The sequence below is a fragment of the Luteibacter sp. P1_D3 genome, from assembly GCF_056406135.1.
The window spans coordinates 32,704-51,922 of record NZ_JBFUAT010000032.1; the positions used below are offsets into that span (position 1 = coordinate 32,704).

At 62.8% G+C, this 19,219-nt stretch carries 21 protein-coding genes and 1 pseudogene; 8 read left to right on the forward strand and 14 right to left on the reverse strand.

Going from position 1 to position 19,219, the window contains the following annotated elements:
• Positions 1-2: 2 nt before the first annotated feature.
• Entirely contained in the window at positions 3-710 is a 708-nt protein-coding gene (locus tag AC1DYM_RS18105; protein WP_477340698.1) for an NADPH-dependent F420 reductase, read from the reverse strand.
• Between the two features lie 58 nt (positions 711-768).
• Between AC1DYM_RS18105 and AC1DYM_RS18110 the strand changes: the two genes are divergently transcribed.
• Positions 769-1,344, forward strand: a complete 576-nt coding sequence (locus AC1DYM_RS18110; protein ID WP_477340700.1) for a TetR/AcrR family transcriptional regulator — start codon at positions 769-771, stop codon at positions 1,342-1,344.
• Positions 1,345-1,365: 21 nt separating this feature from the next.
• Here AC1DYM_RS18110 and AC1DYM_RS18115 read toward each other — a convergent pair whose 3' ends face one another.
• Positions 1,366-2,112, reverse strand: coding sequence for a glucose 1-dehydrogenase (locus AC1DYM_RS18115; protein WP_477340702.1), 747 nt, complete (start codon positions 2,110-2,112; stop codon positions 1,366-1,368).
• 112 nt (positions 2,113-2,224) lie between these two features.
• Between AC1DYM_RS18115 and AC1DYM_RS18120 the strand changes: the two genes are divergently transcribed.
• The gene (locus AC1DYM_RS18120) at positions 2,225-3,094 is read left to right on the forward strand and encodes a LysR family transcriptional regulator (RefSeq protein ID WP_477340704.1); all 870 of its coding nucleotides are present in this window, start codon (positions 2,225-2,227) and stop codon (positions 3,092-3,094) included.
• Positions 3,095-3,109: 15 nt separating this feature from the next.
• Here the strand turns inward: AC1DYM_RS18120 and AC1DYM_RS18125 are convergent, their stop codons facing one another.
• Positions 3,110-3,988 carry an SDR family NAD(P)-dependent oxidoreductase gene (locus AC1DYM_RS18125; protein WP_477340706.1) on the reverse strand — a complete coding sequence of 293 codons (879 nt, stop codon included), beginning with the start codon at positions 3,986-3,988 and terminating at the stop codon, positions 3,110-3,112.
• A gap of 77 nt (positions 3,989-4,065) precedes the next feature.
• On the opposite strand from AC1DYM_RS18125, the gene AC1DYM_RS18130 reads away from it, so the two are divergent.
• Entirely contained in the window at positions 4,066-4,362 is a 297-nt protein-coding gene (locus AC1DYM_RS18130; protein ID WP_477340708.1) for a winged helix-turn-helix transcriptional regulator, read from the forward strand.
• On the opposite strand, the gene AC1DYM_RS18135 is transcribed toward AC1DYM_RS18130, so the two are convergent.
• Positions 4,359-4,721, reverse strand: coding sequence for a winged helix-turn-helix transcriptional regulator (locus tag AC1DYM_RS18135; protein WP_477340710.1), 363 nt, complete (start codon positions 4,719-4,721; stop codon positions 4,359-4,361). The two genes, AC1DYM_RS18130 and AC1DYM_RS18135, sit on opposite strands and share 4 nt — an antisense overlap.
• Before the next feature lie 110 nt (positions 4,722-4,831).
• Here AC1DYM_RS18135 and AC1DYM_RS18140 point away from each other — a divergent pair, with 110 nt between their 5' ends.
• From AC1DYM_RS18140 to AC1DYM_RS18150, 3 genes are read left to right on the forward strand one after another with little or no spacing between them, the layout of a single operon-like run.
• On the forward strand, positions 4,832-5,566 hold the full coding sequence (locus AC1DYM_RS18140; RefSeq protein ID WP_477340712.1) for an SDR family NAD(P)-dependent oxidoreductase: 735 nt from the start codon (positions 4,832-4,834) through the stop codon (positions 5,564-5,566).
• Positions 5,567-5,580: 14 nt separating this feature from the next.
• On the forward strand, positions 5,581-6,180 hold the full coding sequence (locus tag AC1DYM_RS18145; RefSeq protein ID WP_477340714.1) for an NADPH-dependent F420 reductase: 600 nt from the start codon (positions 5,581-5,583) through the stop codon (positions 6,178-6,180).
• A gap of 30 nt (positions 6,181-6,210) precedes the next feature.
• The gene (locus tag AC1DYM_RS18150) at positions 6,211-6,612 is read left to right on the forward strand and encodes a nuclear transport factor 2 family protein (RefSeq protein ID WP_477340716.1); all 402 of its coding nucleotides are present in this window, start codon (positions 6,211-6,213) and stop codon (positions 6,610-6,612) included.
• Between the two features lie 24 nt (positions 6,613-6,636).
• Here AC1DYM_RS18150 and AC1DYM_RS18155 read toward each other — a convergent pair whose 3' ends face one another.
• Genes AC1DYM_RS18155 through AC1DYM_RS18190 form a run of 8 tightly spaced genes read right to left on the reverse strand, consistent with a single transcriptional unit; the run spans position 6,637 to position 14,944 of the window.
• Positions 6,637-7,413 carry a 3-keto-disaccharide hydrolase gene (locus AC1DYM_RS18155; RefSeq protein WP_477340718.1) on the reverse strand — a complete coding sequence of 259 codons (777 nt, stop codon included), beginning with the start codon at positions 7,411-7,413 and terminating at the stop codon, positions 6,637-6,639.
• A 20-nt stretch (positions 7,414-7,433) separates the two neighbouring features.
• Positions 7,434-8,345, reverse strand: coding sequence for a hydroxypyruvate isomerase family protein (locus AC1DYM_RS18160; RefSeq protein WP_477340720.1), 912 nt, complete (start codon positions 8,343-8,345; stop codon positions 7,434-7,436).
• Positions 8,342-9,397, reverse strand: a complete 1,056-nt coding sequence (locus AC1DYM_RS18165; protein ID WP_477340722.1) for a sugar phosphate isomerase/epimerase family protein — start codon at positions 9,395-9,397, stop codon at positions 8,342-8,344. Before AC1DYM_RS18165 ends, AC1DYM_RS18160 begins: the two co-directional genes overlap by 4 nt.
• Before the next feature lies 1 nt (position 9,398).
• Positions 9,399-9,989 carry a gluconate 2-dehydrogenase subunit 3 family protein gene (locus AC1DYM_RS18170; RefSeq protein ID WP_477340724.1) on the reverse strand — a complete coding sequence of 197 codons (591 nt, stop codon included), beginning with the start codon at positions 9,987-9,989 and terminating at the stop codon, positions 9,399-9,401.
• 10 nt (positions 9,990-9,999) lie between these two features.
• Entirely contained in the window at positions 10,000-11,691 is a 1,692-nt protein-coding gene (locus AC1DYM_RS18175) for a GMC oxidoreductase (protein WP_477340726.1), read from the reverse strand.
• A 9-nt stretch (positions 11,692-11,700) separates the two neighbouring features.
• On the reverse strand, positions 11,701-12,582 hold the full coding sequence (locus AC1DYM_RS18180) for a sugar phosphate isomerase/epimerase family protein (protein WP_477340728.1): 882 nt from the start codon (positions 12,580-12,582) through the stop codon (positions 11,701-11,703).
• The gene (locus AC1DYM_RS18185; protein WP_477340730.1) at positions 12,579-13,796 is read right to left on the reverse strand and encodes a nucleoside permease; all 1,218 of its coding nucleotides are present in this window, start codon (positions 13,794-13,796) and stop codon (positions 12,579-12,581) included. The genes AC1DYM_RS18180 and AC1DYM_RS18185 overlap by 4 nt, the downstream gene beginning before the upstream one ends.
• Positions 13,793-14,944: a Gfo/Idh/MocA family protein gene (locus AC1DYM_RS18190; RefSeq protein WP_477340732.1), complete on the reverse strand. Its 1,152-nt coding sequence runs from the start codon at positions 14,942-14,944 to the stop codon at positions 13,793-13,795. The genes AC1DYM_RS18185 and AC1DYM_RS18190 overlap by 4 nt, the downstream gene beginning before the upstream one ends.
• Positions 14,945-14,946: 2 nt before the next feature.
• Here AC1DYM_RS18190 and AC1DYM_RS18195 point away from each other — a divergent pair, with 2 nt between their 5' ends.
• Positions 14,947-16,278 carry a LacI family DNA-binding transcriptional regulator gene (locus tag AC1DYM_RS18195; RefSeq protein ID WP_477340734.1) on the forward strand — a complete coding sequence of 444 codons (1,332 nt, stop codon included), beginning with the start codon at positions 14,947-14,949 and terminating at the stop codon, positions 16,276-16,278.
• Positions 16,279-16,287: 9 nt separating this feature from the next.
• On the opposite strand, the gene AC1DYM_RS18200 is transcribed toward AC1DYM_RS18195, so the two are convergent.
• On the reverse strand, positions 16,288-17,817 hold the full coding sequence (locus tag AC1DYM_RS18200; RefSeq protein WP_477340736.1) for a Gfo/Idh/MocA family protein: 1,530 nt from the start codon (positions 17,815-17,817) through the stop codon (positions 16,288-16,290).
• Between the two features lie 346 nt (positions 17,818-18,163).
• On the opposite strand from AC1DYM_RS18200, the gene AC1DYM_RS18205 reads away from it, so the two are divergent.
• Positions 18,164-18,640, forward strand: coding sequence for a YfbM family protein (locus AC1DYM_RS18205; protein ID WP_477340738.1), 477 nt, complete (start codon positions 18,164-18,166; stop codon positions 18,638-18,640).
• A gap of 279 nt (positions 18,641-18,919) precedes the next feature.
• On the opposite strand, the pseudogene AC1DYM_RS18210 reads toward AC1DYM_RS18205, so the two are convergent.
• A pseudogene (locus AC1DYM_RS18210) lies at positions 18,920-19,219 on the reverse strand (hypothetical protein); the annotation flags it as partial.

The following is a 19,219-nucleotide window of genomic DNA, read 5'->3' on the forward strand; positions in this document are numbered from 1 at the left end:
ACTCAGACGAAAACGCTAACGCCGATCGCGAAGCGGGTGTGCTTGACCGCGTGGGCCATGAGGCCGAGCGACAGCAGGCAGAGGTGCTCCAGCGTCCGCGCCATTGGCAGATTTCCGACATCCCGCGGGCGCAGTCCGAGGCTGTCGATGAAGGCCGAGACGCGTGCCTTGGCTGATGCGTCGTCGCCTGCGAGGAACACGTCCAGGGGGCGATCCTCGGTGGGCCCCGCCGCCAGAACGTGGGAGAACTGGGTGTTGAACGCCTTGACGACTTCCGCAGTGGCTGGAGCTGCCTTGGCGATTTCCTGTGCGCCGGAACTGTCCCCTGGCGTCACAAAGCGGGTGAGGTCGGAGGCGACGGGGTTGGTGATGTCGACAAGAAGCTTGCCGGCCAGCCGTTCGCCGTAATGCGTCACCACCTCGAGGACGGCGGAGTAGGGCACCGCCAGGATGACGAGATCCCCCTTCAGCGCAGCGCCGAAGGCGGCGGTTGTCGCGCCGCTACCCAGCTGCGTGGCCAGTGCCGATGCCTTGGCGGGGTCGCGAGTGATTACCTCGACGGTGTGTCCGGCCTTGACGGCAAGCGTTGCGATCGACGCAGCCATGCCGCCCGAGCCGATGATGCTGATGGTGCTCACATGAGTGTCCTTGAGAGTCGACTGGCACCCGTAAGCCCTAGGTGGTACGGTGCGCCATATAATCTGGATCACTGATCCGGATGTAGACTCATTGTATGTGGATCACTGATCCACTTGTCAAGGTGCACGCATGCGGGCTGACGCCAAAAAGAACTACAGCCACCTCCTCGCCGTCGCGGGGGAGGTTGTTGCCGAGCACGGGGCGGACGCGTCCATGCGGGACATCGCCCGCCGGGCCGACGTTGGGTTGGCGACGTTGCTTCGCCACTTCCCGACACGGGAAGCTCTGTTCGAAGCCTTGCTGCGCATGAATGTGGACGTGTTGATGCAGCAGGCGGACGAACTCGAAGTGTCGAGCTCGCCTGACGATGCGCTGGTGTCGTGGTTTCGCGAGGCAGTCGCCTTCACGCACAGTTACAGCGGCGTCTGCGAGCTGATGGCGAGCGCGCATGACGACCCGGACTCCGCGCTGCACGCCTTGAGCAATGCATTGCGGACCGTGGGCGCGCGATTACTGCAACGCGCACAGGCGGAGGGAGCGGCTCGCGCCGATATGGATGGGGTCGACCTGTTTGCGCTCATGTCGGCGCTCGGCTGGCTCGTTGGCCAGCCGGGATTCGCGCCGCGGGGCGATCATCTCTTCGACTTGATAACCAGCGCTATCCTGACGACCCGTCCGGGAAACAAGCCCAGGAAGGCACGCTAACGGCGTGGTCGCGAGCTATCGTCAGCGCATACCGCCCGAACCGAGGATGAGTTCGCCTGTCACCCAGGCCGCATCGTCCGAGGCGAGGAACGAGACGATCGAAGCAATGTCCTTCACCTGGCCGATGCGACCGAGCGGTGTCTGGCTCTCGTTCCAGGTCTGGAACTCCGATCCCATGACGCCCGCCGTGTGCGTACCTTCGGTTTCGATCAGGCCGGGGTTCACCGAGTTGACCCGGATCCCACGCGGACCCAGTTCGCGCGAGAGCACACCCGTGATGGCGTCAAGCGCGCCCTTCGTACCGCTGTAGATGGCGCTCTCGGCGGGCAGAACCCGGGTGACGAACGAGCTGATGTTGATGATGCTGCCGCCCTTGCCAAGGTGAGGCACGGCGGCGCTGGAAACCAACAGGGGCCCAAGCACGTTGATGTCGAACTGCCTGCGATAAAGCGCTTCTGTGGACTCTTCGATGCTAGCGAACTGATAGACGCCGGAGTTGTTGACTACGATGTCGAGCCGGCCGAAATGATCGATGGCGGCCTTGACCAGGGTGTCGACCTCGGTCTTACTGCTGACGTCCGCTCCGACCGCCACTGCCGTTCCGCCAGCGGCTTCGATGTCGGCCACGACCCTGTCTGCATCGGCCTTGCTCGATGCGTAATTGACCACGATCTTCGCGCCGTCGGCGGATAGCCGGCGGGCGATCCCGGCACCGATCCCCTTCGATGCGCCCGTGACGATGGCGACCTTGTCTTTCAGGATGCTCATGCGGATGGATTCCCATAGCGGTAAGAAGGCCGCCATGGTGATCTCGGCAGGATTGTTTGTGGACTGGCATTCCTGCATATTTGACGTACATTTTTGAACGGGTGGCGAGCGCATGGAGTGGAGCGACGTTCGGATCTTTCTGGCGACGGTCCGCGGTGGATCGCTGGGGGAGGCCGCACGAAGCTTGGGCGTGAGTCACCCGACGGTGGGTCGCCGGGTCAAAGCGCTCGAAGACGAAGCAGGGCAGCCGCTCTTTCGGCGAACGAAGGATGGACTCGTGCTCACGGACGCCGGGGACGCCGTCCTCGCACTCGCGGAGTCCATGGAGAATTCGGCGCTTTCCATGGAAAGACGCCTCGCCGGCAACCACGAACGGCTCGAAGGCATCCTGCGGATCTCGTCGGCGGATTGGTTCGCCAGCTACGTGTTGGCTCCCGTACTGGCCGAGTTGGGGCGACGCCATCCTGCGGTGGTGCCCGAGGTGATCGCCAGCTACCGTCTGCTCGATCTGTCGCGTCGTGATGCCGACGTGGCGTTCCGTATCGTTCCTTTCAGCGAACCGGAGATCGTTCAGCGTCGCCTGATGACGATGCCCTATGGTCTTTACGGGTCCACAGAAACCGTGCGCGCGCTCGAGAATGATCCGGCCTCGGTGGGACTCATTTTGATGAACACGGCGCAGGCCCACTTTCCCGACGTGGCCTGGTTACTCGACAGCTTCCCGCTGTCGCGGCGGGCTTTCACGAGCACGAGCCGAACCGTCCAGGCGCAAATGTGCGTGCGTGGTGTAGGCATTGCCGTGTTGCCAAGACCCGTTGGCGACGCGCTCGCTGGATTGCAGCGTATCGATACATCGAACGGTCCGCCTTCTCGCGAAGTATGGGTCGGTTATCACCAGGACCTGCGCCACATGGATCGTTTGCGCGCCATGCTCGACCTCGCGGAATCGATGCTGTCCGATGTGCCGATGTCCGCGCGCTGATCCTGTCCATCAGGTCTAAACCACAGGAGAAAGCCCTCCATCGATGCGCAGGTTGGCTCCCGTGATGTATCCGGCAAGAGGGCTGACGAGAAAGGCGACGGCATGTGCGACGTCTTCCGGCTGCCCGGTGCGACCAAGCGGCACGTTCGCAAACAGGGGAAGGACGGCCCCCTCGATGTCTTCCCACGGCGCATCGCGTGCCGCTAGACCCCGGTCTGCGGCAACAGCGCGGAATCGCTCGTCGAGCGTAGCGCTGTGGATCGTGCCGGGCGAAATGGCATTGACGGTGACGCCATCGGCCGCGACGGCTTTGGCCAGAGACGAGGTCATCGCGTTCATCGCGGCCTTGCTCGCGGCATATCCCGGAGCAGACGCGGGTGCCATCGTTGCGGCGAGACTGGACACGTTGACGATACGTCCCCAGCGCTTCATTTTCATGTGAGGGAGCAGGCGCGTCGTCATGCGCAGGGCGGTCAAGACATTGCGGTCATACCCAGCCAACCAGGAGGCCGGCTCCGCTACCGCCCAACCGTCGCTTGCGCCACCGGAGCCACCCGCGTTGTTGACCAGTATGTCGATGGGGCCGACGAAGCGCCCGGCTTCCTCGACGATGCTTTGCACCTGATCATCGAGCGTGAGATCTCCCACGACAGAATGCGCCTTGCCACCCGAGTCGATGATGTCGGATGCGACCCGGTCCGCGTGGTCTCTGTCGCGCCCATGGACAACGACCGTCACACCTTCCATGGCCAGCGCCCTCGCGATCGCTTCGCCAATACCCTTACTGCTGCCAGTCACCAGCGCGACTTTTCCGCTTAATTGCAAATCCACTCGAAAACCCCATCTCGTATCCAGATATACCGATACGGTGGCCCCCGATGGCAATTCCGACAACTACGCACTTTCAGGTACCCACCTTCGATGAGGCGCGCCATGCGTGTCTTGGTCCAGAGGGATCGGCTGCGCACACGATGCGCGTCATTCGCATGATCCAGGGGCGTTGGAAGGTGCCCATTCTTTTCAGGCTCTTCGCCGACCCATGCATGCGAACCCTGCAAATGAAACGCGACCTCGGAACCATTTCCCAGAAGGTGCTGACGCAGCACCTGCGGGAACTTGCCGATGACGGCCTCGTCGAGCGCGTCGAGCACGCCGGAAAATCCCTGCACGTCGAGTACCGGCTGACCGAGATGGGTAAGGAACTACGGCAGGTGCTTGTTGCAGCGCGCACGTTTTCGGTGGGGCATCCGTTGGAGACGGTTCGCTAAGGCAGCGCGTCGCGCTCGGCAAAGATTCTCGCCATTTCCACCGCGTTCTCGGTCCCCCAGGTACACAGCGGAACGATCGCCTGAGCGAGGCTCCGACCGAGTGGCGTCACCGCGTAGTCCACGCGCGGCGGTACCTCCTGGTAGTCGGTCCGCGCCAACACATGATCGGCCTCGAGATCCTTCAATTGCTGGATCAGAACTTTGTCGCTGACGCCTTGCATCAAACGCTTGAGTTCGCCATAGCGCTTTGGCTCGTCGCGCAGCAAAAACAGGATCAGTGGTTTCCACTTGCCCGAGATGATGCGGAGCGTAGCGTTGAGCCCGCAGCCGGTATCGCAGATTTCGGGAGGTGTTGTCATTTTGATACTTACCAAAAAGTGCATACTTGTCGATAGGTTATTAGGCCCGCATCCTTTTCCTCAAGCAAGCAGTTCGCTGCTTTCACACAACGCTAATGAGGATGCGCAACATGAACCGACTGAATGGAAAGACCGCTGTCATCACCGGCGGCGCTACGGGCATCGGCCTCGCGGCTGCCAAGCGCTTCGTCGAAGAAGGCGCGTTTGTCTTCATCTACGGCCGCCGGCAGGATGCGCTCGACGCCGCGCTAGCCGTCCTTGGACCCCATGCCCGGGCTGTGAAGGGCTCAGTGTCCGATGAGGCAGACCTCGACCGTCTCTACGCAGCGGTGAAATCCGAGCGCGGAACCCTCGATATCGTCTTCGCCAACGCCGGGGCAGGAAGCCAGGCCAAGCTCGGCGAGATCACCGCTGCGCACATCGACGAACACTTCGATACCAATGTGAAGGGCACGATCTTTACGGTTCAGAAAGCGTTGCCGCTGATGGGCGAGGGTGGTTCGATCATCCTGACCGGATCGAGCGCGGGTACCACGGGCGCCCCGACGATGAGCGCTTATAGCGCCAGTAAGGCCGCTGTCCGCAATCTCGCACGGACATGGGCAGAAGATCTGAAGGGCACGGGCATCCGGGTCAATGTGTTGTCGCCCGGAGCGACGGCAACCGAACTCGCGAAAGCGGCGCTCGGTGAGGAGGGCCAGAAGGTCTACGCCTCGATGACGCCACTCCAGCGCATGGCCGATCCATCGGAGATCGCGGCAGCGGCCGCCTTCCTCGCATCGTCGGATAGCAGCTTCATGACCGCCAGCGAAGTCGCTGTCGACGGTGGCCTGGCTCAACTCTGACTTGGAGAGATTCCATGAGTTACGCAATCATTGGATTTGGCAAGATCGGCCAGGCTCTGGCCAAGGCATTCGCCCGTAACGGCATCGACGTATCCGTTGCAACCACGCGCGACCCGGACAGCTTCGCGGCCGCAGCGGCCGCCATCGGGCCCACGATCATCCCTAAAACACTGGCGGATGCAGTGAAGGCGGACGTCATCTTCCTCGCTGTGCGTTTCGACGCGCATAAAGATGTCGCGAAGGCGCTGCCAAGTTGGAAGGGAAAGACGATCATCGATGTGACCAACGCCTATGGCGTGCCTCCCGAGGCATTGGGAGGACAGGCGTCTTCCAGGGCCGTTGCGCAGGCTTTCACGGACGGAACCTTGGTCAAGGGTTTCAACCATCTGGGCGCGGCTGTCCTTGAACAGGATCCGGCCGTGAAAGGCGGCAGGCGAGTCGTCTTCCTTGCGAGCGATGACGATGACGCAGCAACGGCGGTTGCCGGGCTTACGACCAACCTGGGTTTCTCGCCGATCAAACTGGGTGGACTGTCCGAAGGTGGCCTGCTTGTGCAGGCGCGCGGAAATACCTGGGGTCAGCTGATCTTCAAGGATCTGATCAAGTTCGACTGAGTCAGCCCCCGGAACGATGGAGACATATCGATGAGCACACAAGAAAACGTCCAGGTTGTGAAGGACTTCTTTGCGGCCATGGGCCGTGGCGATGAACCAGGTCTGCTGGCGTTGTCCGCCGAAGATATCGAGTGGATCATTCCCGGTGATGGCTGGCCGCTGGCTGGCACGTACCGTGGGCATGCCGGCTTGGCCAATGTGCTCAAGAAGGCTTCCGAGGCGGTGGAAACCTCGTATCCGAAGCCTCCTGAATATGTGGCTCAGGGAGATCGCGTGCTGGTCATCGGCCTGGCAGAGGGAAAGATCAAAGCCACGAATAAAGCGTTCGAGGACCATTGGGTCTTCGCCATCACCGTTCGAGATGGCAAGCTGACGAGTATCCGTGAGTACATCGACACCCAGGCATTGGCGCGTGCCTCACAAATGGGGTGAGCGTCTAACCCAAGCGGGCAAAGCTCACTCCAGCGGCCTGACCCAGATGTTCCGGAAGCTGATGGGCTGGGAGTGGTCACCATGCGCCTGCAGCTTGATTGGCGCATCGCTATATGCCTTGTACTTCGGCTTGCCGATGTAGAAGGTCTCGCCGGTCAGCTCGGTGTGGTTCTGCACCAGCACGCCGTTATGGAACAGCGTGACGTTAGCCGGTGATTTCACCGAACCATCGGCGGCAAACACGGGCGCCGTCCAGACGATGTCGTAACTCTGCCATTCGCCAGGACGGCGCGCCGCGTTCACCAGCGGCGCGGCCTGCTTGTAGACGCTAGCGGCCTGTCCGTTGACGTAGGTCTTGTTCTCCCAGGAATCCATGATCTGGATTTCGTAGCCCTCATCTCCTGGCCCCGTGGAGGCGAGGAAGACGCCGCTGTTACCACGTGCCTGGCCTTCGCCCGTGATGTCCTTCGGTATCTGCCATTCGAGGTGCAGCTGGTAATCGCGGAAATGTTGCCGGGTCTGGATGTTCCCCGTGGTCTTGTCGACGGTGACCACACCGTCATGCACGTTCCATCGGGCGGGGGAGTGATCCTTCGAGGCCTCCCAGCCGGCGAGATCGCGACCATCGAAGAGCACGATCGCATCGGACGGCGGGGCTTGTTCTTTCACGCCCGGCGCGACGACTTTCGGCACCGGGGTCCATTGCTCCGTGGCCTTCGGATCATCCTGCGCCAACGCGCATGAGGATCCGACCATCGCCAGAGTGACGAGAGCGAGGGTTGTCGGCTTGCGACGCTTCATGGGAACTCCTGGGAAAGATGTCATACCGTGCACGTCCTGAACGCCTCGGCAAACGATTCGAACGGATCCGGGCGCGAGGGCATGAACTCATGCGCGATGAAGCCCTGGTAGTTCAGATCCGCGAGGGCTGTCGCGATCGCGCGATAGTTCAGTTCCTGCGTGCCATCGATCTCATGGCGGCCGGGCACGCCGCCGGTGTGAAAATGGCCGATCCACTGGATGTTGTCGCGGATCGTGCGGATCACGTCGCCTTCCATGATCTGCATATGGTAGATGTCGTACAGCAGCTTGACGGCAGGTGAGTTGACGCCCTTGGCCACGGCAACGCCGAAGGCCGTGTGGTCGCCCTGGTAGCCGTGGTGATCCACCTTGCTGTTGAGCAGCTCGACGCAGAGCGTGATGCCATTTTCCGCGGCGTAGGGGGCAATCTTCGACAGTCCGGCGACGCAGTTGTCGACCGCCTGCTGGTCGGAGATGCCGGCCTTGCGGTTGCCGAACATGGTGATGACGTTCGTGACGCCGGCGCGCTTCGCCAGTGGGATAGTCGCCTCGATCTCCTTGATCAGCGTGGCATGGTTCGCGGGATCGTTGAAGCCGAATTCGATGAAGTTATCCCGCTTGGCCGGGTAACCCATCGACACCGCCAGGCCGTTATCCGTCACGACCGACCATTCGTCTGCGTAGAGCAGGTCGACGCCCGTGAAGCCGATGGCCTTCAGGCGTTTGCACAGCTCGGGAAGCGGCGCCTTCGAGGTCCAGCGGCTGAGCGATTGCTTGAGTCGTTCGCGCGTGGGGACCGGCGCGGTCGCCTTTCCGCCGGAGGTAGCGGCGGAGGCGAGAAGGGGTGCTGCTCCCGCCATCGCCGCGACGGTGGCAAGGCGTCCCAACGCGTTGCGACGGCCGATATGGGTCGTGTCATCCGTTCCGTTCATTCGAGCCCCAGGATCTGTCGGTTGAACGTGCGATCGCTGCCCGTCGACGCAAAATCGTCGAAGGCGCGCTCGGTGACTTTGATGATGTGGTCGCGGATGAAGGGTGCACCTTCCTTCGCACCCTGCTGCGCGTCCTTGATGCAGCACTCCCATTCGAGCACCGCCCAGCCGGGATAGTCGTATTGCGCGAGCTTGCTGAAGATCGCCCCGAAATCGATCTGCCCGTCACCAAGCGAACGGAAGCGGCCGGGGCGATCGATCCAGCCCTGGTAGCCGCCGTAGACGCCTGAGCGTCCGTTGGGCCGGAATTCGGCGTCCTTCACGTGGAAGGCGCGGATACGCGCGTGATAGTTGTCGATGAACTGCAGATAGTCCATCTGCTGCAGGACCATGTGACTCGGGTCGAAAAGAATGTTGGCGCGTGGATGATGATCGACCGCGTCGAGGAAGCGCTCGAACGTGGCACCGTCATGCAGGTCTTCACCGGGGTGGAGTTCGTAACAGACATCCACACCCACCTCATCGAACGCATCGAGGATCGGCTTCCAGCGCCTGCCGAGTTCGGCGAAGGCCTCTTCGATGAGTCCGGCCGGACGCTGCGGCCAGGGGTAGAACAGATGCCAGGCCAGGGCGCCCGAGAAGGTGGCATGCGCCGTCAGTCCGAGGTTCTTGCTGGCCGTGGCTGCCAGCTTGAGTTGCTGCACCGCCCATGCCTGGCGTTCGGGCGACTGCCCACGAAGGGCTGGCGGCGCGAAGCCGTCGAACAGGCGATCGTACGCGGGGTGCGACGCCACCAGCTGCCCTTGCAAGTGCGTGGACAGCTCGGTCACGGCCAGGCCGTGTTCGGCCAGCATGCCGATGATGTCGTCGCAGTAGGTCTTGCTGGCCGCCGCCTGCTCGAGGTCGAACAGGCGCGCGTCGTTGGACGGGATCTGCACGCCGACGAAACCTAGCGACGAGGCCCAGCGGGCGATGTCGGGCAGGGAGTTGAACGGCGCCTCGTCCGAGGCGAACTGGGCAAGGAAGATGCCCGGACCCTTGAGTGTCTTCATGTCAGATCTTCAGTTCGGTTTCGACGGCCCAGGCCTTGCCGTTACCCGCCTTGGCCAGGGGGATGTCGGCCTTCCATGCAGCCGGCACGGGATCGTATTGAAGCACCTGCGTGCAGCCGGGCTGCGACAGGAAGAAACCGAGCATGGTGAGCTTCTTGGTCATCAGCACGAAGTCGGCGGCCGGTGCCGGTTTGCTGCCCTTAGGCACGCCCAGTGCCTCGGCATGCAAGCGGGTCACCAGTGCCTTGCGCTGGGCCTCGTCGAGCTGCAGGAAAGGCTTGCCACCTGCTTTGTCGAACGCCGCCATGGCGGTGAGGTAACGCGACTGGTCGGCCTTGGCATAGACAGCCAGGAACAACTGGTCGATGAACAAGGGTACGCCCGCATCGAGTGCTCCCGGTGTATCGGTACGCGGAATCACGATCTCGGAGACCGTACCCACAAGGCTGTACTGGGCTGGCTTGAAGAACTGGGGCTTCGCCTCCGGCTTCTGCGATGCGGCGTGCGCGTCGAACACCGCCAACAACGACGGGCCCGCGATGGCGCCGATCGCCAGCGCGGACATGTTTTTCAACCATTCGCGACGATTCATGGCGAGTTCCTCACAGGTTGCCGCGCTTGAGTTCTTCCACGGCGTGGTTGGCCGCGCGTGCGGTCAGCGCCATGTACGTGAGGGACGGGTTCTGGCAGGCGGAAGACGCCATGGCCGAACCGTCGGTCACGAAGACATTCTTGCAGGCGTGTACCTGGTTCCAGCCATTGAGCACCGAGGTCTTCGGGTCGCGGCCCATGCGTGCGGTGCCCATTTCATGGATACCGGCGCCGACGTTGGCCTTCATCGAGAACGAGTTGACGTTGCGGTACCCAGCGCCGCTCAGCATCTCCATCGCATCCTCGATGATGGCCTTGCCCATCATGACCTCGTTTTCCTGATGCGCGGCATCGAAATTGAGCACGGGCAGGCCGTACTTGTCCTTGTGGTTGCGGTCCAGCGTGACGAAGTTCTTGTGCGAGGGCAGCATTTCGCCGAAGCCCATCATCGAGACATACCACGGGCCGGGCTCTTGCGCGGCGCGCTTGAGCTCCTCACCCAGCGCCTCCTGCTGGACCAGACGCGTCCAGTCCTGGCGGCCTGCGCCGCCCTGGAAGCCGAAACCGCGCAGGTACTTCTGCTTGTCCGTGCCGACGTTGCGATAGCGGGGAATATAGAAGCCGTTCGGGCGTCGACCGGAGTAATAGCGGTCTTCATGGCCGTCGACCATGGCACGCGCACCGGTGCCGAACAGGTGGTCCATGATGTTGTGGCCCAGCTCGCCGCTGTCGTTGCCGAAACCGTTGGGGAAGCGGCTCGAGGTCGAGTTCATCAGGATGTGCGCCGTGCCGAAGGTGGACGCGCACATGAAGATCACCCGGGCGAAGTACTCGGTCTGCTTTCCCGTCTCCGCGTCGAGCACGCGAACGCCGGTGGCCTTGCCTTTGTCGTTGTCGTAGATCAGCTCGTACACAATGGCATTGGTCACCATCGTCATGTTGCCCGTGCGCTCGGCGGAGGGCAGGGTCGACGAGTTGCTGCTGAAGTAGCCACCGAACGGACAGCCGCGCATACACAGGTTGCGATACTGGCAGGTGCCGCGCTGCGGGCTCTGGTCGTGCTTCAGCGGCGCAGACAGGTTGGCGGTGCGGCCGATGATCAGCTTGCGGTTGAACTTGCTATCCAGCTTGCCCTGGAAGTCCTTCTCGACGCAGTTGAGCTCCATGGGCGGGAGAAAATCGCCGTCCGGCAGCTGGGCCAGGTGGTCGGTGTTGCCGCTGACGCCGATGAAATGCTCGACGTGGTCGTACCACGGCGCGAGGTCGTCGTAGCGTATGGGCCAATCCGCGCCTACACCCTCCTTGCCGTTCGCCTCGAAGTCCATCTGGCTGAAGCGGTAGCTCTGCCGGCCCCACATCAGCGAGCGTCCGCCGACGTGGTAGCCGCGGAACCAGTCGAAGGGCTTGGTCTCTTCGTACGGGTTGTCGATGTCATCGGCGAACCAGTGCTTGGTGGACTGGGTGATGCCGTAGAACGACGGGCGCGTGTGCTTTGGCCAACGGGCGAGGTCTTCCTGCGTCGGCTCATCACCGTACGGCAGTTCCCAGGGGGCCTTCATGGCCGTGGGGTAGTCGAGGTGCTTGACCATCGGGCCGCGGTCGAGCACGAGCGTCTTCAGGCCCTTTTCGGTGAGCTCCTTGGCCGCCCAGCCACCGCTGACGCCGGTGCCGACGACAATTGCGTCGAATGTGTTCTTTTCCATGCTTTCCCTTCAGCGCAACGGACGCAGGTAATCGAAGTCGACGCGCGCGGCGTCAAGCGAGCTCATGCGAGCGAACGGGCCTTCCTGTTCGACGAAGCAGTGCTTCAGTCCGGAGGAATCCGCTGCCGCCATGATCGGTTTGTAGTCGAGCTTGCCGCGGCCGAGTTCGGCGCCCGGGTAATCCTTCTGATCGCCGCGCAGGAAGTCCTTCGCGTGCATCAGGGGGATACGACCTGGATTGGCCTTGAAATAATCGGCGGGGTTCTTGCCACCCGCGGACACCCAGCCGCAGTCGAGTTCGAACTGCACCAGATGCTTGTCCGTCTCTTTCAGGAGGACGTCGTAGAACACCTGTCCGCCGCCCACGTCGGTGAACTCGGCATGATGGTTGTGGTACGCGTACTGGAGGCCAGCCTTGCTTGCCTTCTCGCCCAGACGATTGGCGTACTCGGCGGTGCGCTTGGCGTCATCGAGCGTATAGCCCGGGTCTCCCGACTTGTTCGCTTCTTTCTGCATGATCGACGGCAGCATGCTGCTGACGATGTACTTCGCGCCCAGTGTGTGTGCCGCTTCGATGCCCGCCTCGAAGCCGAGGCTGTCGAAATGCAGGCTCGGGCATGCCAGGCCGGCTTCCTTCAGCTGATCGCGAAGTGTCCCCGCCGTGGTCGTGATGATCGCTTCGATCTCGGTATAACCGATCGACTTCAGTGTCTTGAGCGTGCCGACCGGGTCGGCCTTGTACGCGTCGAGCACCATGTAGAGCTGGATGCCCAGGCTCTTGCCCTTCGCGGCGGCGGCCGCAGCGAAGAGCTTTCCCGGCGCGGATAGACTAAGGCCGAGCACCGTGCCGCACAGCGCGGAACGCGTGAGGAACTGCCTGCGATTCATCATGAGTGGATGGTTCCGGCGGAGGGGATCGTCGCGGCTGCGGCAGCCTTGCGATCCTTGAAGAGCAAGACGAAGAGGACGAAAACGGCGGCAGCGAACGCGCCGGCGATGATCCAGATGCCGTGCCAGTCGTGCGTCCCATCAGCCCGCGTGTAGTGCTCGACCACTGCGCCGGACAACCAGGACCCGACGAACATGCCCAGGCCGTAAGTCAGGAAGGTGATCAGCCCCTGCGTTGCCGCGCGTAGCGCAGGCGGCGCTTCGCGGTCGATGTAGATCTGGCCCACGACGAAGAAGAAGTCGAAGCAGACGCCGTGCAGGACGATGCCGAGCCAGAGCATCCACATCAGCTCGCCGGGAGCACCGAAGGCGAACATGCCGTAACGTACCACCCAGGCAAGCATGCCGACGGCGAGCATCCACTTCACGCCCAGGCGACGGAAGAACCAAGGAATCAGCAGCATGAAGAACAGTTCGGACATCTGCCCGCCGGTCATCTTGCCGGCCGCGTTGACCACGCCCGCCTCGTTGAGGAACAGGTTGGTAAACGCGTAGTAGAACTGCAGCGGAATGCAGATCAGGAACGAGGCGAGGGCGAACACCGCCATCGAGCGCTCGCGCAGCAGGTGCAGCGATTCGAGGGGCAGCGCATGGCGCAGTTCGAAACGCGTGTTGCGGGCCAGCGGAGGGGTCGGGGGCAGGGTAAAGCAATAGCCCGCCATCACCACCGAGAGGCCCGCGGCCAGGAGCAGGGGAGATGCCGTGGCCTCCACGCCCCAGGCGCCGACGATCAAGCCCACCACGATCCAGYCGATGCTCCCAAACACACGAATCGCGCCGAATTCTTCCTGCGGATCCTTGATATGGCGCATGGCCAGCGAGGCGGTCAGGGCCAGGGTCGGCATGTAGCAGAGGCTGTAAGCCAGCAGTGGCGCATACACCCCGACGAACGAGGTCTGTTGCGCGGCGACCGCGAGCAGCACGGCACCGAGGATGTGCAACAGGGTGAGTACCCGACGCGTATCGAAGAGGCGGTCGGCGAGTAGCCCCACGAACAACGGCGAGATGATTGCGCCGATGGCGGTCGTGCCCGCGACGGCACCGATTTCCGTACCGGTGAAATGCAGCGTCTTGCCAAGCCAGGTACCGACCGTGACGTACCACGCGCCCCAGATTCCGAACTCGAAAAGCATCATCACTCTAAGGCGCCATTTCATCCGCGTGTCCTCGTGGTACGTGTGGGTTCGAGAGGGTCGTCGACGGTCTGCCACACACCGCCAGCGGCGTGACTCGTCAGCATGGCGTCCACCAGCAGGCTGTTGCGGTAGCCGTGGGCGAACGTGGGTAAGGCATCGGGTCTTTCGTCTGGCTTCGCACCGCTGCGGATCCACGCGTACGCGTCGGCGATCACGTTACGGAACGCGTCCGCCCAGGCCTCGGGGTGGCCTGCAGGCAGGTGCGCATAAGCGCGTGCGGAAGAATGCAGCAGCGACGGATCGCGCGTGAGCACCGCGTTCGCCTTTGCGTGATGACCGATCCAGAGTTCGTTGGGCTCTTCCTGGCGCCATGCCAGCGAACCTTCGCGCCCGTTGACCTCCAGCCGGAGGTCGTTCTTGTGGCCCGGCAGCACCTGGCCGACGGTGACGCAGCCGCGGGCACCGTTGTCGAAGCGGAGCAGCACGCTGGCCAGGTCCTCGCTCGATATCTGGCGTCGCTTCCCGTCCGGGCCTTCGCGTTCGGGTACCACCGTCTGCAGGTCGGCCAGGACAGCGGTGATGCGCGCGCCGGTGACGTGCTCGGCCAGGTCGCACCAGTGCGAGCCGATATCGCCGAGCGCTGAACTGGCGCCACCCAGCTTGGGATCGAGGCGCCATGTGTACGCGCGTTCGTCGGTGAGCCAGTCCTGCAGATAGCAGCCGTGCACGAAAACGCTTTGCCCGATATCGCCTTTCGCGATCATCGCGCGTGCCTGCTGCACGAGCGGGTAGCCGCGGTAGTTGAACGTGACGACGTGCGCGAGCTTGGCATCGCGCGCCGCTTCATAAAGCTCGCGGGCTTCCTGCACCGAGGCGGCCAGGGGCTTGTCGGAGATCACGTGCTTGCCGGCTCGCAGTGCAGCCAACGACACCTCGCGATGGAGGTGGTTGGGGGTGGTGTTGTGCACCACATGCACGGCAGGATCGGCGAGCAGGTCGCGGTAATTCGCGTAAGCCTTTCCGGCGTTGAGTTCGCGTGCGCGGCGGGTGGCGGAGTCGAGGCTCGAGCCGGCGATTCCGACGATCTCGACGTCACCCAGGCGCCGTACGGCATCGAGGTGATGGGCGGCGATGAAGCCGGGGCCCACGAGTCCCATACCGAGACTCATCGATGGGTGGTCCTGGCGCTTGTCGAAGTCGACTGGCTTGCCATGTTTTTCCCCCGGCGACGTCGCTGCCACCAAAAATGTATTCGATTACATTCGCGCAGACTGATCGCCCGAAGGCTCTTCATGGATGCGGAATCGTGGTTTCCCCGGCGACTTGCAAGTACGTCGCCCTGAACGTGGCAAGATATGTACCAGACGGGCGAAGCGACCTGCAACGATTTTATGTAATCCATTACATTGCGCCGCAACATAGCGGGGATGGAAAACGCGTGAGCTCAGACGGATCAAAAGCAAAACCAAAGGGCGGGAAGGGCAAGCGCGCCGATGTTGCGCCGCAGCCTGAGCGCGTGCGTACGGTGAAGGAGATTGCCGCGATCGCAAAGGTTTCAGTGGCAACTGTTTCCCGCGCGCTGCAACGTCCGGAAATGGTGAGCGAGGACACGCGGGAGCGCATCTACGAAGTCGTCAAACGCCTCGGCTATACGCCCAATGCGCTCGCGCGCAACCTGCGGACGGCAAGGACGCGGCTGATCGTCGCGCTGCTTCCCGACATCGCCAATCCGTTCTTCTCGGAGGTGATCCGAGGTATCGAGCAGGTCGCCTACGAGAACGGCTACTCCGTGCTGCTGGGCGAGACGCAGAGCAATCTCGTGCGCGAACAGGCCTATGCCGACATGGTCGCAGCCCGCCAGGCCGACGGCATGATTACGATGTTCCATCGCGTGCCGGCGATTCCCATGGCGGGACGCCTGCCGCTCGTCAACGCCTGCGAATACGTCAAGGACAGCGCCATCTCCAGCGTCTATGTCGACAACGTCGCCGCGTCGGCCGCGGCAGTCGACTACCTCGTGGCCCTGGGGCACCGCGATATCGCCTTCATCGCCGGGCCGTCGTCGAGCCCGATCTGCGTCGACCGCGAACAGGGCTACCACCAGGCGCTGAAGCGGGCGAAGATCGCCATCGATCCCGCGCTCACCGCGGTCGGTGATTTTTCGATCGAAGCCGGCGAACGCGCCGTCGAGATGTTCCGCGCGCAGGGCCGGACCTTCAGCGCGGTGTTCTGCGCCAACGATGAAATGGCCATCGGCGCGATGCGCGCCCTGATCTCCAGTGGCTTGCGCATTCCCGAAGACGTCTCCGTGGTCGGCTTCGACGACATCCGTTTTTCCCGCTACACCACGCCACCGTTGACCACCGTTTCCCAGCCGAAGAACGCGCTGGGTCGCGAGGCCATGACGATGCTGATCGAAATCCTCAACGACCCGGAGGTACCCCCGCGTAAGCGCGTGTTGACGGCCGAACTGGTGGTGCGGGGATCGACCGGGCCTCGATAGAGCGGCGGCCTAGAGCAGCGACCAGCCAGCGCGATAGTCGCGACGCAGGAAGGCGTTGGCCTCGGGCTTGTTGGTCACGCGCATGTTGGCCGCGTCGTAGTCGATCCTGCCACCCGCGCGCAGGGACACGATGCCGAGAAGCATGACCTCGGTCAGCCGCGCGCCGTATGCGAAGGGCGACGATGCCTCGGTTTTCCCCTTGCAGGCATCCACCCAGTTCATCTCGTGCGAGGTGGTGATGCGAGCGAGCTTTCGGGGAGGCGTGCCCACCGCATCATGCAGTGACTGTGGCAGTAGCCGCGGGTTCGCGCCGTAGGTCTCATGGATCAACTTGCCCTTGTCACCGACGTAGAGGACGCCGCCGTCCTTGCTCATCTGTTCGGAGCCCAACGCCTCGAGGCCGGGCGGGAGCAGGGCGCCGTCGTACCAGGTGAGCCGGACCGGCGGCTTGCTGCCCCGCGCCGGGAAGTCGTAGTACGTCATCGTCGCCGAGGGGTACGAGTCCTTATTGAACGGTGTCGAGACCGTTTCCACGGACGTGGGGAAGCCCAGGTCCAGCGACCAGAACGGCGAATCGATCAGGTGCGCGCCCATGTCACCAATGGCACCGACACCCCAGTCGACCCAGCCACGCCAATTGAACGGATGATAGATGGGGTGGTATTCGACAACAGGGCCGGGGCCCAGGAAGAGATCCCACGCCAGGCCCTGCGGCATCGGGTAATTCCCCGCCATGGCCGTGGCCAGGCGATCCGTCACCGCGCCCAGATCCCAGCTCGCGTCGTCGGGCTTCGGCCGGGCTTGAGGGCGTGGAATGCCCTGCGGCCAGTAGCCGAGCGGACGATTCGTCCACACGTGGACTTCGCGAACCTCGCCGATCGCTCCCGCCGCGATGTACTCGTTGATCAAGCGGGCATCGTCGGTCGAGTGGCCCTGGTTGCCCATCTGCGTGACGATTCGTGGATTGTCAGTGGCCTTTTTGGACAGATACCGTGCTTCGTCGATCGACCAGGTGAGTGGCTTCTGCAGGTAAACGTGCTTGCCAAGGCTCATCGCCGCGCTGGCGATCACCGCATGCAAGTGGTCCGGCGTCGCGATAACGACCGCGTCGATGTCCTTCTGCTGCTCGAGCATGCGACGGTAATCGGTATATCGTTTGATCGAATCGAATTTGCGGGCGAGGAGGTTCGTGTTCACGAGGTCCTCCTGGAGCTCCCGGCGCTTCGCGGCCGTCGGGGCCTTGTCGAGCCGGGCCTGGGTTTGCGCCATGCCGGCAAACATCTTGCGGAACGACTTCTCGGTATAGCCCCAATCGACGTCGCACAGGGCGACGATGTTCTGACCGGCCAGATTCCGGATATTGTGCGCGCCCATGCCGCCAACGCCGATGCCGGCGATGTTCAGTCGATCGCTGGGCGCTATGTGGCCGGGTCCCCCGAGGAGATGGCGGGGCACAATCATCAACCCGGTCGCGGCGACCGCCGCGCTGGTGACGAAGGTTCGACGTGAGAGGTTCTCGATCTTCTTGTCGGCAGTCATGCACTGCGGTCTCTGGTTGGCTGTGAGGACGGCCGGGGGACTTTATCGTAGATTGCTGTTTCTTATTGGTGGGGGAAGTGGTCGAGCTTTTGGGGGTATAGGATCCCCGGGGGTACGATGTGATCGAGTCGACGCCTTGGCTATGGGGATACAGTCAGGCCCGATCTAGCCTGATGCCACCGTCGAAGGTTGTAAATGCTACCGTGCAGCGACAAGCCGCCAGCCTCGGAATACCAGAGGGCGGCGTCCGAGCTGTGGACACGAAGGCCATTGCTCAGCGCATCCATGCCTTCCTTCCCTCGTTGCGATTTGCGACGAAGCGCCCCGTGGAGAATGACCMATGTCGATGATCGGTTACTTTCGCCGCCTCGATCCAGCGACAGCCCAGCTTGCGATGACCGACACCGCGTCGGCCGATCATCAGTTCGCCCGGTCCGGCGGCGAGGGCGAGCTGGATGTCGACAAGGCTTGGCACGCGATCCATTTCGTATTGAACGGGGAGCCATGGCCGGGTCCCGGACTTCTCTCGCAGGTCGTTTTCGGCGGTGAACCTTTCGGCGATGACCTCGGCTACGGCCCCGCGCGACATCTCGATCCCATGACTGTCAAAGCCATCGCCGAGGAGCTGCGCGCCATCGACCCCGATGCAATCGTCGCTGCCGTCGATCTGTCGCGCCTGGATGACGCGGAGATCTACTCGGGTGGGTGGGCCGTAGATGGCGATGGCAGTCGCCGCTACATCACGGACAATCTTCGCGCGCTTTGCACCTTCTACGCGACCGCGGCGGCACGAGACGAGGCAGTGGTGGCCTGGCTCGGCTGAGTCGCCGGCTCCTTATACGCGAGGGATCGGTGACGCCCCGGCGTTGGGCGGAGAGGAAGGTTCGACGTGGAGAGAGTCTCGATCTTCTTTTCGTCAGTCATGCACCGCGATGCCGGGTGCTTGCCTGTTCTTCGCCACATCATCCAGGGCGCCTTGAAGATGCATATCCATCGACTCGAGTCGGCTCTTCGTCAAGGATGAGGTCCAGGTCAACACATAAAAAAGGAAGCAGCGCGAAGCCAAAAAACCAATCGACCAGGGACAAGGGCCGTCCTTCGATCAATTGGGCCCCTGGAAATAGACGGCGACCACGACGGGGATGACACCTAGCGTGGGAATGGCGCCGGCCAGCATCGGGAGCTTCTGTGTGTACCGCTCCCTGCGAAATGCCGCCATGGAGGCGTACTTCTCGAGCCTTTCTTCGGGCTGAGAGAGCAGCCAGTTGCGAATTTCGAAATGGTGAGGGAAGTCGTGATCAAGCTGCCTCGAAAACTCTTCCAATGGCCGAATCAGGCTTGTCAACTCCCCACGCGTGAACCACATGTTCGCCCCCAATCCTGCCACTTCGATGACAAGGAC